Genomic DNA, 14,382 nt, shown 5'->3' on the forward strand with positions numbered 1-14,382 from the left:
CGTCATGCTGAATTTATTTCAGCATCTTTTTAGCATGAAAGACCCTGAAATAAATTCAGGGTGACGATCACGTTAAAAAAGAGATAATATCTAACTACATCAAAATTAACATGGCTGCGCTCATGGCAATCATAATCGCATCTTCAACAATGGTTACTGTACTCATGGGCAGGTTAAACACCGCGCCCAGGCAAGCGCATTGAATTTTCTTTTTGTTTAAAACGCTTTCTAAAACTCCAAGGATACTGATGGTCATTACGATCAGGGTGACCCAATTCACAATAACAGGCGATAGGTTTAATGCAAAGGATAAGCCTAAGCCTAATTCGATAAAGGCATAGATATAACCCCAAGCGCTGAATTTTTTAGCCACGATGTCGTACATGGCATAACTTTCGGCAAATGCTTTTAAGTTGAGCATTTTAAAGAAAGAAAAGGTAAGGAAGAAACCTGCCATAAAAACGCGCATAAACACCATAAAATTGATGGCATTGGCCTGCCACGAAACCACTAACGATATTGTGGTTACATACCCAAAGATCAACAGAATGGGTTTGTAGGTTTCGGCCCAGGATTTTGTTTCTTCAAGCGTTTCATTATGATGCGCGGCAGAAATCTGATATTTGCTGTCAGTACCGCCTAAAGCTTGTTGCAAGGTATCTAAACCGATATGTTTATCCATGCTAACGGTAGCAGTATTGGCGTCTTTAGAAACCTCAACCGAGGTTACATCTGGTAATGTAAGCAGGTTACTTTTAACTTTATTTTCGCAACCGCTGCAGGTCATGCCTGTGAGTCGATAGGTATGTGTCATGATTGAATTCTTTATACAAATTTACCGCTTCAGGTAGCAATAAGCGTTACAGAATAATCATAAAGTTTTATAGAGTTTTAGATTGTTGTCATTCTGAACGCAGTGAAGAATCTTTTACTGTAGAGAGGAAGTTTTCATCGTTTAAAGATGCTTTGTGTCTCAGCATGGCAAAATTTATCCCACCAGAACTGATGTCATCGTTAACGAACCTCCAACTGCTTTATCATTAAAAAACGAAACCTCTTCCTTATCGTTTTTCATTCCAAGCGTATAAATGAGGGGTAAATAATGTTCCGGAGTAGGGATAGCCAGCATCGCATCACTGCCAAGGTTGCGGTAATTGATTAAAGGTTGAAAATCGCCATTTGCAATTAAATTTTTGAATTTATCGTTCATTTCAATTGCCCAATCGTAACCGCCGCCATTAATCATTTCCCAGCTTAACATGCGTAGATTGTGCACCATATTTCCACTACCTATAACCAATATCCCTTTTTTGCGGAGTGCATAAATTTCTCTGGCAATTTCATAATGTTGTCCAGGCGATTTGGTATAATCAATACTCAATTGCAGAACAGGGATGTCCGCATTTGGATACATGTGCTTTACTACTGTCCAGGTGCCATGGTCTAAACCCCAATCGTGGTCTAAACCAACAGGAGTTGAGGGTATTAGACCAGGGATTTCTGCAGCAAGTTTCGGATCGCCAGGAGCAGGATATTGAACATCGAAAAGTGCCTGAGGGAAACCACCAAAATCGTGGATGGTACTTGGGAAACCCATTGCAGTTACAAAAGTACCGTGGGTGTACCAATGTGCCGATACTACCAAAACTGCTTTTGGAACAGGGATATGTTTGGCCAAATCTACCCAACTCTCACTAAACTCATTATTTTCAATCCCGTTCATAGGAGACCCATGGCCAATAAAAAGCGTTGGCATTAAATCCGTTTGAGGCAAGCGTTGAGTAAAATTTCTGAATTGGGATAGTGCAGACATAATATCGGGTTTGTCATGCTGAGCCTGTCGAAGCACCTACATGCATTTCGACAAGCTCAATGTGACAGATTTTTATCAGATCATCAATATGGATAAATAATGATCCTATATTTATTTTCCCTGAACAAACTCCAGGTTTAATTTGATCGCAACATCTTTTGCAACACCTGCACCAGTTGGATCATATTTAATATTATAATCTAAACGGTTAATGGTTGTAGTTGCACCAAAACCTGCTTTAGTGTTACCTTGCTGGTCTTTAGCTGTACCACCATAAACAACCGCAAATTTTACATCTTTAGTTACATCACGGATGGTTAATTTACCACTTAACTCATAATTGTTACCACTTAATTTTTTGAAAGAAGTGCTTTCGAATTTCATCGTTGGAAATTTCTCTGCGTTAAAGAAATCATCAGTTTTTAAGTGACCATCTCTCATTTCAACACCTGTAGTAATGCTGCTTACATCTACGGTAAAGGCAATTTTAGCATCAGTTAAATCTGGTTTAGATGCAGAAACTGTCCCGTCGAATTTTTTGAATGAGCCATCAACAAAAGAAATGCCCATGTGTTTAACCGAAAAGTTTACAAATGAGTGCATTGGATCTATCTTCCAGCTGGTTTGTGCAAATGATGCCACACTAATTGAGGTAGCGATCAGAAATAAGAATAATTTTTTCATATTTAGTGATTTTATTTAGATGCAAAAATAGCTGATTATCAGTCGATCAGTCTTGACGTATGGTAAGAAATTGGATAGAGGGGGTATCGGTTAACTGTTGGAATGGCTAAATTGCTGGGATTGTTGAATTGATAAGTGGTTGATGGTTTTCTGGTTCATAGTTCATAGACAATAGGCCGATTAACCATCAACCATGATCTATCTAACCATTGACCATAAACTTTAGCCCATCCTCCATCTTACTTCTTCCATTTTACATTATCAGACCTCATCCAGCGTTTTCCTGCTGTCTTTTGATGTTGCTTTATAAACTGAAGGCGTAATTTCGGTTACTTTTTTGAATTGTGCCGATAGGTGAGCTACACTGCTGTAATTTAGCTGGTAGGCAATTTCGCTAAGGGTGAGTTCGCCGTAGGTAAGCATTTCTTTTGCTTTTTCTATTTTTTGAGCAATGAAATACTTCTCAATCGTTTGGTTTTCGACCTCAGAAAAAATGCTGCTTAAGCTCGTATATTCCTGTTTTAACTGCTCGCTGAGGTAGGCAGAAAGATTGATCTTTAAAGGTTCTTTGGTATAATGTACGAGGTTAATGATGGCCGTTTTAATCTGTTCTGCAATTTGAGTTTTTTTATCCTCCAGCAATTCGAAGCCAAAATGGGTCAGTTGTTCCGCAATTTTGATTTTATCCTCTGCTACTATGTTTTCAGCAAGGGTAACTTCGCCAAGCTCAACCAATAGCGGTTTAAAGCCAAGCTTTTCCAGCTCGGCCTTAACCACCATTTTGCAACGGTTGCATACCATATTTTTGATATGCAGTTTCATTAGTTCGATTTTATGGTTTCAGAAACGTCGCCACAATCAAACATCATGCTTCCATAATATGGATTTTCGATGTTTTCTTTTTCATTTAACCAGCTCGCCTTCGCCATTGGGCAATGTTGAATATAAACGTTTTGACTATTAAATTTCAGGCCTTTCAACGTTTTGATCATTGCATAAGAAATCCCTTCAAAGGCTTTTCTCTGTGTTTTGATGTCGTTTGAACCTGCAAGTAGCGCGGCTTTACTTTTAATAATGGCCGCTTGTTCCATAAATATTTTATGTTGATCGGCTGGTAAATCTTTATGATTAACGGCATTTACCTTTGCCGATAAAACTTTCACTTTTTCAATAGCTAAATCTTTTTTATCGGTTGCCAGCGCATTTTTTACATCGTAATATGCCGTTAATACTTGATTTAAGGCTGTGTCTGTTTTGCTTTGTGCATAAGTAAAAGCTGTTGTTGCGATCGTCATGATGACAACTAATCCTAATATTTTTTTCATCTTTTTTATATTGTTTTTAATGCTGATGAGGCGATCATGGTTTCATGTTCAGTTTAATATGAAAACCATGATCGCTTCGTTATTTTTTTATTTTAAAACGTTAAAGAAGTTAAATTCTGCCCGAAGCAGGTACATGTTTTTGGTGTATCGGTTATCCATATTTCCGGCTGCCTGAAAGCGGTAGCCAAAATCGATGCGGGTTGTACTGTTCAAAATCATTTGTACAGCAGGAGCGATATCCAGATAAGACTGGCCACTGCCCGGATCGGTTTTACCCAGCAATTCTAAATATACATTAAAATTGGGCTGTTTGTAATCCTTATAAACTACTGGTAAAACCAAATAACCCGACGATAAACTGTACGACAACATGTTCTTTGGCTGCGGCATTCCAGCAATCTGCCTGTCGCTGTTTTCAAAAGCATGTGCATAACCCAAGGTTGATGATAATGCCAGTTTGTGCAGCAGCTGTGTGAAGATCAATCCACCTTGTACGCCACTATTGTCACCCTCAAGATTAATATCTCTTGTGTATGTTGGGCGCCTGCTGGTGCTTGCCCTTCCAAAAGCCGATGCCCTGAAATGGCTATGCGCTTCATCTAAGGATAAAAGCCGGTACTTGGCGTATAAACTTCCTCCTTCTAAACGGTATTTTCCATCCATATCCGAGAGAAAAGCCTGTGCATGCATCATCAGATTTTTGTTGAAACCGATCATTACCTCCGGGATCGTCCGGCTTACGTAACCCGGATAGTTGAACATGCCCTCGTTGGTAAGCCTTACACCGATTGATTTAGTAGGCATATTACTTGCAGGCTCTGTAAATACATACAGTTCTTGTGCCGAAACACTGGCATAAGCGCCGATCATCATCAGCGCCAATACGAATATCCGCCTCATCTTACGAAAGAACTAAATGGTAAATACGGGTTTTTTTACCGTTTACAATACCGGTGCCGCTTGCATAAGCATCAGAATTAGCAGTGGTTGCCTGTTTTTTAAATGCAGAACCAGATATGAAATCTTTATCCACTACGCTGGCCTTTACGTTGCCACTAAGCGTTTTACCTTTTACATTTACAAAACGGTACACATTGCCGTTAACAATAGCCTGACCTTTGTCGTCTACCTTAACATCATTAAAATTGAAGTTAGCCGTTAAACCGCCTACTGAAAAACCTGCATCCTGAACTTTTTTGCGGACCAGATCAAGGTTAACGTTGGCGTCTTTTTTAAAGGTTAAAACAAAAATGTTTTTATTTAAATCAGGTTTAACGCTACTGATAAAGCCGAGGGTTTCTAAAGATTTTTGTGTTGCGTTTGAGCACATAGAACAGGTTAAACCGGTTACCTGTAAATCTGCTGTAGAGATTTGTTGTGCCGAAACATTAACGGCGAAAAATAGCATAACGATGCTGAATATTTTTATTGCTTTCATGATTTTTTTGAATTAGAATTTAAGGAAATGTCACATTGAGCCTGTCGAAATGCAAAATGATGCATTGACGAGCCGATGTTTAAAATCCTAATTCCTAAAAATGCAATTGAAAATATGCAAAGCAATCCGCGAGGATAATGGCGGTGCTTTGTTCGAAATTTTACTAAAAAACTTTGGACCAATGCTGCTTAGAAATGCTAAAACAGGAGGGTGTAGAAAAAGCTGGATAGAAAACAGTTTTGGCATTTGTAACTCGGCCTCTGCATGGTGACTATCTTTTACTTTAACTGTGACCTGGGTATTTTTGCAACAACCGTCATCTTTCTTTTCAGCAGGAATATCCTTGCAGAATTTGCATGAAATCTCATTGCTGAAAAGTTTAACGTTTTCCAGTTTGCCCCCACAGAAATGGAGACTTAAAGCCAAACCCATAACACTAACTGCATAGAATACAGCCAAAGAAAGTGCTATTTTTTGTTTTAACTTCATTAATACAAAGGTAAAGCAAAAATTATCGAATAAAGCGGTTATTTCTTTACTGAATTTCATTTTTTAGCTTAATTTAGCCTCAAACACCAGTTAAATGAAGAAAATATTATTATTCCTCTGCACCTTTTCGATGCTTTCAGCCTTTGCCGCAAAGCCCAAAAATAAATATGTACGCATTAAAACCGAATTTGGAGAATGCATTATTAAGCTATATAACCAAACGCCTCTACACCGTGATAATTTTTTAAAACTGGTTAAACAGGGATACTACAATGATGTTTTGTTTCACAGGGTGATCAAAGATTTTATGATTCAGGGTGGTGATCCGGATTCTAAAAATGCCAAACCTGATTCTTTATTGGGTGAAGGAGGGCCGAAGTATACCATCCCAGCTGAGTTTAATGATAGCTTGTTTCACAAAAAAGGCGTTCTGGCTGCTGCCAGGGAAGGCGATGATGTTAATCCATCAAAAGCATCAAGCGGTAGTCAGTTTTACCTGGTACAAGGAAAGGTTTTTACCGATCAGCAGTTAAACAGTGTAGAAGAGAAACGTTTAAAATTTAAAATCCCTGAATGGCAGCGTGAGGTTTATAAAACAATAGGGGGCACCCCGCATTTAGATCGCAATTATACTGTTTATGGCGAAATTGTGGTTGGCTTGGATATGGTAGATAAAATTGCCGCTCTGGAAACCGATAAAAACAACCGCCCAAAACAGGATGTAAAAATGGAAGTTACCGTTTTAAAAAGAAGAGCCGCGAAAAAATTGGAAAAACAATTATTGCAGATACCCTGAAAGATAAGATGATTATGTAATCAAGGGGGCTTGTCTGTTGTCAAAAAAGAATAAAAGCCGAATTTGTTTATCTTGGATCTCATAAAAAACAGAAGTCTGATTCGTTATTCTTCCTTTTCTACATTGATCGAAAATAGAAGCCTCAAAAATTTCAGGTTGTACTTTTATTATTTGAATGATTTTATTCGTCTGTTTTAAAAATTTTTTCGCTGATTGTTCGCTGAATTTATCAAGAATAAAGAAGAAGATTGCATCAAAAGTTTCTTTTGCTTCATCGGTCCAGAATATTGGTAAACTCATAAATATTTAGCATACCGTTTCATTACTTCATCATGAGGCGTTAACTTTCCCTCTTCAGCTTGTTTTAGTCCTCTTTTAATGCCTTCTTGAACATGTTTTGGTAATTCTTCTAAAACAACCTTTTCATTGTAGTTTAAAAGCATCTCTATCTCTGACAAAAGGTCTTCATCGTCCGTTTCCAATACTTTTTTTGCGATTTCTATTTTTAACTCCTCGATGCTCATAAACAAATTTAATGAAAGCAAATCTCAATTACTAAGCATTTATTCAATTAATTTCTAAATTTACCGCCCACAACAATTGAAATTTACTGAATGAAACTATCATGATTTACTATCACTCAGTGATAAAAAATCATAATTGCTTCATCACCATTGAAAACTGAATTTAACTGATGAAAATTATTTCCTATAACGTAAACGGAATTAGGGCAGCAAGTACCAAAAACTTTTTTGGCTGGTTACAAGCTACAAACGCTGACATGGTCTGTTTGCAGGAAGTAAAGGCGCTGCCTTCGCAAATCCCTGAAATTATTGCACTGATTGAGCAGTTGGGTTATCACCATTATTGGTTCCCGGCAGAGAAAAAAGGATATAGCGGCGTAGCCATTTTGTCTAAAATTAAACCTAAACATGTAGAATTTGGCTGCGGTGAAGAATGGATCGATAAAGAAGGACGGATTTTAAGGGCCGATTTTGATGATTTCTCATTAATGAGTTTATACATGCCCTCCGGATCTAGCGGAGATGAAAGGCAGGTGAAAAAGTACGAATTTATGCGGTTTTTTGACGGGTACATCGGAGACTTGCGTAAAGAGATCCCAGATTTGATAGTAAGCGGCGATTATAACATCTGTCATACTGCTATTGACATCCATAATCCAAAATCGAATGCAAATTCTTCAGGGTTTTTACCAGAGGAAAGAGAGTGGATGCAATTATTTCTGGATAACGGCTTCATCGATACTTTTCGTCATTTTAATAAAGACCCGCATCATTACACCTGGTGGAGTTACCGTGCCGGATCGAGAGGAAAGAACCTGGGTTGGCGTATCGACTACCATCTGGTTACAAGACCAATGGAAAGCCGTTTGAAAAATGTAATGATTTTACCCGATGCCATACATTCAGATCATTGCCCGGTTCTATTGGAAATGGAATAATGTAAGATGTAAAATGGATCAGGGGTTTACAAAATCAGATCCTGATTACCCGATACTTTTACTCATACTCAATAAACGAACCAAATGCTAATCACCAATATAAAAGGCCTTGTAGGTCTTCACCCTAAAAATAAATTAGTGCTTCGTGGCAGCGAACTGAATCATTTACCTGTTCTCGAAAATGCATGGCTTTTGATAGAAGAGGACCTGATCAAAGATTTTGGTGAAATGGATTCAATCCCCTCTCACATCTCAGGTCTCACATCTCAAATCTCTGCCGAAGGCAGATACATTTTCCCATCCTGGTGCGACAGCCATACCCATATTGTTTTTGCGGCCTCACGGGAAGAAGAGTTTGCCATGAAAATACAGGGCAAAAGTTATGAAGAAATTGCGGCGGCAGGTGGTGGGATTTTAAATTCGGCCAATAAACTTCAAAAAGCAACGGAAGATGAATTGTTTGAAAGTGCAGTAGTTAGGTTAAAACAGATGATTCTACAAGGAACAGGTGCGGTTGAAATTAAAAGTGGATATGGACTAACCACAGCGAGTGAAATAAAAATGCTTAGGGTAATCCGCAGGTTAAAAGATGAGTTTCCAATCCCTATCAAGGCAACTTTTCTGGCTGCCCATGCCTTTCCTGTCGAATTTAAAAATGATCATCAAGGTTATATCAGCTTGATTATTAATGAAATGTTACCTCGGATAGCAGAAGAAAACCTGGCCGATTATATTGATGTTTTCTGCGAAAAAGGTTTTTTCTCTGTAGAAGAAACCGATCAGATACTCAAAGCAGGAGCAAAATATGGTTTAAAACCTAAAATACATGCCAATCAGCTTTCTGTTTCGGGAGCTATTGAGGTGGCGGTTAACAATAATGCCATTTCAGTCGATCATTTGGAAGAAAGTAACGAGGAAACCATCGATACGTTAAGAAATGCCGATACCATTGTAACATTACTGCCTTCTTGTTCGTTTTATTTAGGTATTCCATTTGCAGATGCTAAAAACTTTATTAAAGCCGATTTGCCTGTGGCTTTGGCTACCGATTATAACCCGGGATCAACACCTTCAGGAAATATGAATTTTGTGGTGTCGCTGGGCTGTATTAAAATGAAAATGTTTCCGGAGCAGGCCATCAATGCGGCTACTTTAAACGGAGCGGCAGCAATGGAGATCAGCGAAAGTTATGGAAGCATTGCCATTGGAAAAAAAGCAAATTTATTTATCACAAAACTAATGCCCTCAATAGCCTATTTGCCGTACAGTTTTGGTGAAAGCCAGGTTGATACGGTGATTTTAAATGGCGAGATTTATCATGGATAACCTTAAAATATATTCGCAAAGCGACATTGAGCATTTGATTATCCATCGTGATGGCGAAACCAAGCTTGGCGAAAGGGTTAATACCTATCAACATGAAGCAATCTCTATAGAAGGGTTAGAAGCGAACAATTCAAAATTTGTGTTGCTGGGAATCCCTGAAGATATAGGGGTAAGGGCTAATGCAGGTATTGCGGGAGCAGCATCGGCATGGCGCGCAAGTTTAACAGCTTTTCTAAATGTCCAGAGTAACCGCTTTTTAAGTGGTGGAGAAATTTTGGTATTGGGGCATTTTGAAATTATTGAACCTGAAGATTCTTCTATTGAAGCTTTAAGAAATAAAGTAGCCGAAATTGATGAATTGGTTTATCCGGTCATAGAAAAAATTGTAGCTGCAGGCAAAATTCCTATTGTAATTGGTGGAGGTCATAACAATGCTTATGGCATGATTAAAGGTACTTCTTTAGCCTGTAAAGGCTCAATTGATGTATTAAATGTAGATGCGCATGCCGATTTAAGGGAGTTGGAAGGCCGGCATAGTGGCAATGGATTTTCTTACGCTTTAAAAGAAAATTACCTGAATAATTATTTTATGTATGGTTTGCATCAGAATTATAACAATGAAGCTATTTTAAGCCAGATTGATAACAATCCAAAATTAAAGGCGGTATTTTTTGATGCTATTTTAATGGGTGCCGATGTCAATGGTTTTTTTGATGGATTAGGGCCTGCTGCGGGTTTAGAAATCGACTTAGATTGCATTCAGAATGTACTTTCAAGTGCTGAAACACCCTCTGGATTTGCCGTTAACGATATTCGAAAACTGATTTTAACCCATGCTAAGAAATTTTCTTACTTGCATATATGCGAAGGCGCCACGCGGATGCTTGATGGGAGGGTGAGTAAGCTCACATCTAAGTTAATCGCTTATTTAGTGAGTGATTTTGTGAAAGCAAATATTTCTTAGGTTTAGGCAGGGATGTATAGAAAACACGGGGTATCTAATTCGTTTCGTCATCCTGAACTTATTTCAGGATCTTTCTTGCGATAAATGCCTTATAAATGGACCCTGAAACAAGTTCAGGGTGACGATTGTAGGTAGGGCTCTACAAATGCTCCGCTTCGTATTTCTCACCAGCCTTTAACATCAATTCAATCTGTTTCAGGTCTTCGGCGGTTAATTCTTCTTTTTCTTGTAATTCGAATACCGCAATCATGTTGTCTTCGTATTGTTTTTCGGTTTTGATAACGATTTCCTGTGGCATGCCGGTAAGCTTAAAATTTTATAATTTCTGTTGGTGTTATGCAAAAATCTAATTTGATGTCGTGTTCATTTACATCATCGATTTTCTCAATTGCAGGATGCAAAGATAAACCTATTTTCTGAGCATTTATATCCTGGAGAAAGCGATCATAAAAACCTTTGCCATAACCTACGCGGTAGCCTTGTTTATCAAAGGCTAACAGTGGAATAATGACCATATCTATTTCTCCTTCGTGAAGGTTTCCTTTTTGTGGCTCTAGAATATTGTAAAGGTTTTTTTTCAGGTCTCCTTCACCCAGGTATTCGTGGTGGGTCATCAGTGCTGTTTCAAAATCGGCCTTAGGCACAATGATTTTAATTTCAGGATGGGTTTCGTTGAGCCACTCGATCAATAAAAAAGTATCCGGCTCTTTTTTTTCTGTAATGGGTAAAAAGATGTGCAGGGTTTTAATTTGGCTAAAATCAAGTGTTTTAAACTGTTTTAAAAGCGATTCGTTTAACGCATGATACATTGAGTCATTTAGTTGCAATCTGTCTTTTAACGCTTGTTTTCTGATTTCGGCTTTTACCATAAAACAAAGGTAATATTTTTCAAGCCTCGCAGGTTTCGAAATCTGCGAGGTTTTGTGACTTAAGGCCTAAAGGCCTTGGTTAAATAAACCCGATTGCAATGGTAGCTGATGGCTTCACGCCGGCACTACAAGCGGAGTGTGACTGTCGTAACCCAATCACACGAACCCTGCTTTTTCAAAAGAAGATGACCACCTAAGTCACCTTAGTACATCTAAGAGATGCGGTTTATTTAGCATTATGGGTTTAAACCTCACTGATTTTGAGGAACAAAAAAAGCCTCTGAAATTTAATTTCAGAGGCTTTTAAGTGTGTGTTTAAATTATTTTACACGCTCAACATATTCGCCGGTACGGGTATCAATTTTAATTTTATCACCTTGGTTTACGAACATCGGTACTTTAACCTCAACACCGTTTTCTAATGTTGCTGCTTTTAATGCATTTGTAGAAGTATCGCCTTTAACAGCAGGCTCCGAATAAGTAATTTCGAATTCTGCAAAGTTTGGCAACTGCGCCATAATTGCTTCTTCGCTTTCCATTGAAACGATGATGTTCATGCCTTCTTTTAAGAATTTAATAGCAGAACCAAATAAAGCTTTCTCAACATTAAACTGTTCGTAGCTGTTGTTATCCATTACTACCAAATAATCACCTTCTTCGTATAAATATTGGTAATCACTGGTTTCTACGCGACAGATTTCTACAGCCTCGTCGGTATTCATACGTGCCTCAACAATTCTTCCCGATTTAATGTTACGGAATTTACCGGTATAAAATGCGCCACCTTTTCCTGGTGTACGGTGATTCCATTCGTCAACAGTAACCAGTTCGTTGTTAATGCGAAGGATGTTGCCTGTTTTAATTTCTGATGCTTTTGCCATATTGTGTTATCCCAAATTGGGTTTTGTATTTTAGTTTTTCGTGACGGCAAAGGTAAAATTATTTTGATAAAAACCTATAAAGGTTTAAGGCAGAAGGCTTAGGGTTTAAGAAAATTTAAACCTTCTGTTATGCTATTTTACCCGCTCCATATATTCACCTGTTTTGGTATCAATCTTCACCTTATCTCCTTGATTAATAAACAAAGGAACCCTAATTTCAGCACCAGTTTCTACAGTGGCATATTTTTGCGCGCTGGTTGAGGTATCGCCTTTTACAGCAGGTTCAGAGTAGGTGATTTCTAGCTCTACACTATTAGGAAGCTGGGCAACGATCGGTTCATCGCTTTCAAAAGCAATGGTTACATTCATGCCTTCTTTCAGGAATTTAATCGAACTGCCAAAAAGCAGCTTTGGGATATTGTACTGTTCGTAAGTGTTGTTGTCCATCACTACCAGGTAATCGCCATCCTCATACAGGTATTGATAATCGTTCGTTTCTACTCTGCAAATGGTCACCTCTTCATCTGTCCGGAAACGGTATTCTACAATTTTCCCGGTTTTTACATTGCGCATACGGGCCTGATAAAAAGCCCTTAAATTTCCTGGAGTACGGTGGATATATTCTTCTACGCTTACCAACTCTCCGTTAAAACGAAGCACATTTCCGCTTTTTACTTCTGATGCTTTTGCCATTTATAATGAAATATTGTTTTGTCAATTGTTTTGAATACCAAAGTTAAAAAAAGGAATGATGATTTGAAAAGCGAAACCAGCATTAATCGGGTAGGACGGTCCCGCTTTTTCTTCAATCTTTTTGTAATTATATGTGCAAACTTATTGAAGTGGCTGCACCAAAAAGTATTTTCGTGCAATCGGGTTTAGAAATGAGAGGCTTGTGCATAAAATAATTGCCGCCGAAACGACAAAAAACTCCGCATAAAAGAAATGCCTTTGGGAACCACTCCAAAGGCATAATCAACCTAAACCTCAAACTAAACTATGAAAAACTCTTTGCCTTTTAAGGGCTATATTTTTGATTCCGCAATGCGGAAAATATGAACGTTTCCTGGAAGAGATAAATTAAATAATTGTTTCTCTTTTTGGTGGTGCAAAGGTAAGAACAATTTATCAATTACAAAATATTTTTTGAAAAAATTATTTTTAGTACAAATGTATGACAAAACATACGTTTAAGAAAAGGCTTTTTTGGATGTTAACCTACTTATAGTCTGATATTTGTAGTTGTGCCGAGCAGAATTCGTATTCTTGTATTTGATTTGAACCAATTATGGTAAGCCGCTCTTTTCCAAAATTTTCGATCAGTTCACGGTACCAACTTATACCCTGAACATCTAAATTACTCGTCGGCTCGTCTAAAAATAAAATAGGTGTATCCGCACAACATGCCAAAGCTAGTTTGGTTCTTTGCTTCATTCCAGACGAAAAGTACTTGATTTGTTTGTTTGCTGCTTTTTCTAATCCTAATATACTGACCAGCTTTTTTGCATCCAGGCCAGAAGCAAAATTTTTGAACTTAAAGTGGAAATCGATGCTTTCTTTTAGTGTAAAAGTTTCAACCAGTTCAAGATATGGTGCTGCCAAACTGATGTACTTGTAAATATTTTCTACAGGGATATCTTTTGTGTTTGAAAATGAAATTTGGCCCTCAGAAGGGGATAAGCTACCCGTTAGCACACTTAATAATGTTGATTTGCCAGAGCCATTAGGCCCTAATATGGCATAACTATTACCAGAAGAAAATTCAGTGCTTAAATTCCTGAAAATCCACTCTTTATTAAACCTTCTGCCAACATTTTGTAAAGTAATATTCATTTGCAGTGGGGCGTTTAGGGTTTAGCGCTAAGCGGTTTACTCATACAAACGCTATTGTCAACGCCAATGTACTGGCCATAGTTAGGGATAATATGATATCCTACTTTTTGATAAAGTGCGATGGCCTCCGGTTGTTTTTTGCCAGTTTCTAAAACACATGCGTCAAAGCCGAGTTCGGTAGCCCAGCTTTCCAGTTCATGTAAAACTTTAGCAGCTATCCCTCGTTTCCTGTAATCGGGATGCACAAACATCCTCTTTACTTCTGCTTCTGTTGCTGAGAAAGGTTTTATGGCACCACAACCAACGGGTACATCATTTTGGTAGGCAACAATCACTTCTTTAATCGCATCAACTTTGTTAAACTGCGCATAAAAAGTATGATCGTCACCATCTCTAACAGCTAAATCCTGATCCAGCAAAACAACCAATTCTCTAAAATCGGTATGGTCTGAATCTGTTCTGATTAGCGTTAAATCACTCATTATATTTTTCGATTTTGTTT

Annotated in this window: 20 protein-coding genes; 4 read left to right on the forward strand and 16 right to left on the reverse strand. The window is 38.1% G+C overall.

Annotated features, from left to right (window positions below):
- Positions 1 to 94: 94 nt before the first annotated feature.
- From ACUN24_RS04710 to ACUN24_RS04745, 8 genes are all read right to left on the reverse strand, one after another.
- Positions 95 to 814, reverse strand: coding sequence for a heavy-metal-associated domain-containing protein (locus ACUN24_RS04710; protein ID WP_445561468.1), 720 nt, complete (start codon positions 812 to 814; stop codon positions 95 to 97).
- 174 nt (positions 815 to 988) lie between these two features.
- Entirely contained in the window at positions 989 to 1,813 is an 825-nt protein-coding gene (gene ygiD, locus ACUN24_RS04715) for a 4,5-DOPA-extradiol-dioxygenase (protein ID WP_445561469.1), read from the reverse strand.
- 111 nt (positions 1,814 to 1,924) lie between these two features.
- Complete coding sequence (locus ACUN24_RS04720; RefSeq protein WP_315417316.1) at positions 1,925 to 2,497, reverse strand: YceI family protein; 573 nt, start codon at positions 2,495 to 2,497, stop codon at positions 1,925 to 1,927.
- A gap of 261 nt (positions 2,498 to 2,758) precedes the next feature.
- Positions 2,759 to 3,319, reverse strand: coding sequence for a helix-turn-helix domain-containing protein (locus ACUN24_RS04725; RefSeq protein WP_445561470.1), 561 nt, complete (start codon positions 3,317 to 3,319; stop codon positions 2,759 to 2,761).
- Positions 3,319 to 3,822 carry a DUF3347 domain-containing protein gene (locus ACUN24_RS04730; protein WP_445561471.1) on the reverse strand — a complete coding sequence of 168 codons (504 nt, stop codon included), beginning with the start codon at positions 3,820 to 3,822 and terminating at the stop codon, positions 3,319 to 3,321. The genes ACUN24_RS04725 and ACUN24_RS04730 overlap by 1 nt, the downstream gene beginning before the upstream one ends.
- Positions 3,823 to 3,909: 87 nt before the next feature.
- Entirely contained in the window at positions 3,910 to 4,722 is an 813-nt protein-coding gene (locus ACUN24_RS04735; protein WP_445561472.1) for a hypothetical protein, read from the reverse strand.
- A 1-nt stretch (position 4,723) separates the two neighbouring features.
- Positions 4,724 to 5,260 carry a heavy-metal-associated domain-containing protein gene (locus ACUN24_RS04740; RefSeq protein ID WP_445561473.1) on the reverse strand — a complete coding sequence of 179 codons (537 nt, stop codon included), beginning with the start codon at positions 5,258 to 5,260 and terminating at the stop codon, positions 4,724 to 4,726.
- Between the two features lie 87 nt (positions 5,261 to 5,347).
- Positions 5,348 to 5,809, reverse strand: a complete 462-nt coding sequence (locus ACUN24_RS04745) for an HYC_CC_PP family protein (protein WP_445561474.1) — start codon at positions 5,807 to 5,809, stop codon at positions 5,348 to 5,350.
- Between the two features lie 34 nt (positions 5,810 to 5,843).
- Between ACUN24_RS04745 and ACUN24_RS04750 the strand changes: the two genes are divergently transcribed.
- Positions 5,844 to 6,545 (forward strand): peptidylprolyl isomerase, encoded by a 702-nt coding sequence (locus ACUN24_RS04750; RefSeq protein WP_445561475.1) that lies wholly within the window; start codon positions 5,844 to 5,846, stop codon positions 6,543 to 6,545.
- Positions 6,546 to 6,557: 12 nt separating this feature from the next.
- Here the strand turns inward: ACUN24_RS04750 and ACUN24_RS04755 are convergent, their stop codons facing one another.
- On the reverse strand, positions 6,558 to 6,845 hold the full coding sequence (locus ACUN24_RS04755; protein ID WP_445561476.1) for a type II toxin-antitoxin system RelE/ParE family toxin: 288 nt from the start codon (positions 6,843 to 6,845) through the stop codon (positions 6,558 to 6,560).
- Positions 6,842 to 7,069, reverse strand: coding sequence for a hypothetical protein (locus ACUN24_RS04760; protein WP_445561477.1), 228 nt, complete (start codon positions 7,067 to 7,069; stop codon positions 6,842 to 6,844). The genes ACUN24_RS04755 and ACUN24_RS04760 overlap by 4 nt, the downstream gene beginning before the upstream one ends.
- Positions 7,070 to 7,239: 170 nt before the next feature.
- Between ACUN24_RS04760 and ACUN24_RS04765 the strand changes: the two genes are divergently transcribed.
- The 3 genes from ACUN24_RS04765 (at position 7,240) to ACUN24_RS04775 (ending at position 10,297) form a co-directional block, all read left to right on the forward strand.
- Positions 7,240 to 8,007, forward strand: coding sequence for an exodeoxyribonuclease III (locus ACUN24_RS04765; RefSeq protein WP_445561478.1), 768 nt, complete (start codon positions 7,240 to 7,242; stop codon positions 8,005 to 8,007).
- An 84-nt stretch (positions 8,008 to 8,091) separates the two neighbouring features.
- Positions 8,092 to 9,333, forward strand: a complete 1,242-nt coding sequence (gene hutI / locus ACUN24_RS04770; protein WP_445561479.1) for an imidazolonepropionase — start codon at positions 8,092 to 8,094, stop codon at positions 9,331 to 9,333.
- The gene (locus ACUN24_RS04775) at positions 9,326 to 10,297 is read left to right on the forward strand and encodes a formimidoylglutamase (RefSeq protein WP_445561480.1); all 972 of its coding nucleotides are present in this window, start codon (positions 9,326 to 9,328) and stop codon (positions 10,295 to 10,297) included. The genes hutI and ACUN24_RS04775 overlap by 8 nt, the downstream gene beginning before the upstream one ends.
- Positions 10,298 to 10,436: 139 nt before the next feature.
- On the opposite strand, the gene ACUN24_RS04780 is transcribed toward ACUN24_RS04775, so the two are convergent.
- The 6 genes from ACUN24_RS04780 to ACUN24_RS04805 form a co-directional block, all read right to left on the reverse strand.
- Positions 10,437 to 10,595 (reverse strand): hypothetical protein, encoded by a 159-nt coding sequence (locus ACUN24_RS04780; RefSeq protein ID WP_157255332.1) that lies wholly within the window; start codon positions 10,593 to 10,595, stop codon positions 10,437 to 10,439.
- 10 nt (positions 10,596 to 10,605) lie between these two features.
- Positions 10,606 to 11,166, reverse strand: a complete 561-nt coding sequence (locus tag ACUN24_RS04785) for a 5-formyltetrahydrofolate cyclo-ligase (protein ID WP_445561481.1) — start codon at positions 11,164 to 11,166, stop codon at positions 10,606 to 10,608.
- Between the two features lie 320 nt (positions 11,167 to 11,486).
- Positions 11,487 to 12,047 carry an elongation factor P gene (gene efp / locus ACUN24_RS04790; protein ID WP_108197094.1) on the reverse strand — a complete coding sequence of 187 codons (561 nt, stop codon included), beginning with the start codon at positions 12,045 to 12,047 and terminating at the stop codon, positions 11,487 to 11,489.
- A 132-nt stretch (positions 12,048 to 12,179) separates the two neighbouring features.
- Positions 12,180 to 12,740, reverse strand: coding sequence for an elongation factor P (efp, locus tag ACUN24_RS04795; RefSeq protein ID WP_132395886.1), 561 nt, complete (start codon positions 12,738 to 12,740; stop codon positions 12,180 to 12,182).
- A gap of 525 nt (positions 12,741 to 13,265) precedes the next feature.
- Positions 13,266 to 13,880: an ABC transporter ATP-binding protein gene (locus tag ACUN24_RS04800; RefSeq protein ID WP_445561482.1), complete on the reverse strand. Its 615-nt coding sequence runs from the start codon at positions 13,878 to 13,880 to the stop codon at positions 13,266 to 13,268.
- A 14-nt stretch (positions 13,881 to 13,894) separates the two neighbouring features.
- A complete protein-coding gene (locus ACUN24_RS04805) occupies positions 13,895 to 14,362 on the reverse strand; it encodes a GNAT family N-acetyltransferase (protein ID WP_445561483.1) in 468 nt (155 codons plus the stop codon).
- Positions 14,363 to 14,382 lie beyond the last annotated feature (20 nt).

The organism is Pedobacter sp. WC2501 (assembly GCF_052682415.1).

What these genes read in the sequence shown, in the direction of transcription:
- ygiD (WP_445561469.1), bottom strand. Translation starts at nt 1,813, where the DNA reads ATGTCTGCACTATCCCAATTCAGAAATTTTACTCAACGCTTGCCTCAA.
- ACUN24_RS04740 (WP_445561473.1), bottom strand. Translation starts at nt 5,260, where the DNA reads ATGAAAGCAATAAAAATATTCAGCATCGTTATGCTATTTTTCGCCGTT.
- ACUN24_RS04735 (WP_445561472.1), bottom strand. Translation starts at nt 4,722, where the DNA reads ATGAGGCGGATATTCGTATTGGCGCTGATGATGATCGGCGCTTATGCC.
- ACUN24_RS04775 (WP_445561480.1), top strand. Translation starts at nt 9,326, where the DNA reads ATGGATAACCTTAAAATATATTCGCAAAGCGACATTGAGCATTTGATT.
- ACUN24_RS04755 (WP_445561476.1), bottom strand. Translation starts at nt 6,845, where the DNA reads ATGAGTTTACCAATATTCTGGACCGATGAAGCAAAAGAAACTTTTGAT.
- ACUN24_RS04730 (WP_445561471.1), bottom strand. Translation starts at nt 3,822, where the DNA reads ATGAAAAAAATATTAGGATTAGTTGTCATCATGACGATCGCAACAACA.
- ACUN24_RS04745 (WP_445561474.1), bottom strand. Translation starts at nt 5,809, where the DNA reads ATGAAATTCAGTAAAGAAATAACCGCTTTATTCGATAATTTTTGCTTT.
- hutI (WP_445561479.1), top strand. Translation starts at nt 8,092, where the DNA reads ATGCTAATCACCAATATAAAAGGCCTTGTAGGTCTTCACCCTAAAAAT.
- efp (WP_132395886.1), bottom strand. Translation starts at nt 12,740, where the DNA reads ATGGCAAAAGCATCAGAAGTAAAAAGCGGAAATGTGCTTCGTTTTAAC.
- ACUN24_RS04760 (WP_445561477.1), bottom strand. Translation starts at nt 7,069, where the DNA reads ATGAGCATCGAGGAGTTAAAAATAGAAATCGCAAAAAAAGTATTGGAA.
- ACUN24_RS04785 (WP_445561481.1), bottom strand. Translation starts at nt 11,166, where the DNA reads ATGGTAAAAGCCGAAATCAGAAAACAAGCGTTAAAAGACAGATTGCAA.
- ACUN24_RS04720 (WP_315417316.1), bottom strand. Translation starts at nt 2,497, where the DNA reads ATGAAAAAATTATTCTTATTTCTGATCGCTACCTCAATTAGTGTGGCA.
- ACUN24_RS04710 (WP_445561468.1), bottom strand. Translation starts at nt 814, where the DNA reads ATGACACATACCTATCGACTCACAGGCATGACCTGCAGCGGTTGCGAA.
- efp (WP_108197094.1), bottom strand. Translation starts at nt 12,047, where the DNA reads ATGGCAAAAGCATCAGAAATTAAAACAGGCAACATCCTTCGCATTAAC.
- ACUN24_RS04725 (WP_445561470.1), bottom strand. Translation starts at nt 3,319, where the DNA reads ATGAAACTGCATATCAAAAATATGGTATGCAACCGTTGCAAAATGGTG.
- ACUN24_RS04765 (WP_445561478.1), top strand. Translation starts at nt 7,240, where the DNA reads ATGAAAATTATTTCCTATAACGTAAACGGAATTAGGGCAGCAAGTACC.
- ACUN24_RS04750 (WP_445561475.1), top strand. Translation starts at nt 5,844, where the DNA reads ATGAAGAAAATATTATTATTCCTCTGCACCTTTTCGATGCTTTCAGCC.
- ACUN24_RS04780 (WP_157255332.1), bottom strand. Translation starts at nt 10,595, where the DNA reads ATGCCACAGGAAATCGTTATCAAAACCGAAAAACAATACGAAGACAAC.
- ACUN24_RS04805 (WP_445561483.1), bottom strand. Translation starts at nt 14,362, where the DNA reads ATGAGTGATTTAACGCTAATCAGAACAGATTCAGACCATACCGATTTT.
- ACUN24_RS04800 (WP_445561482.1), bottom strand. Translation starts at nt 13,880, where the DNA reads ATGAATATTACTTTACAAAATGTTGGCAGAAGGTTTAATAAAGAGTGG.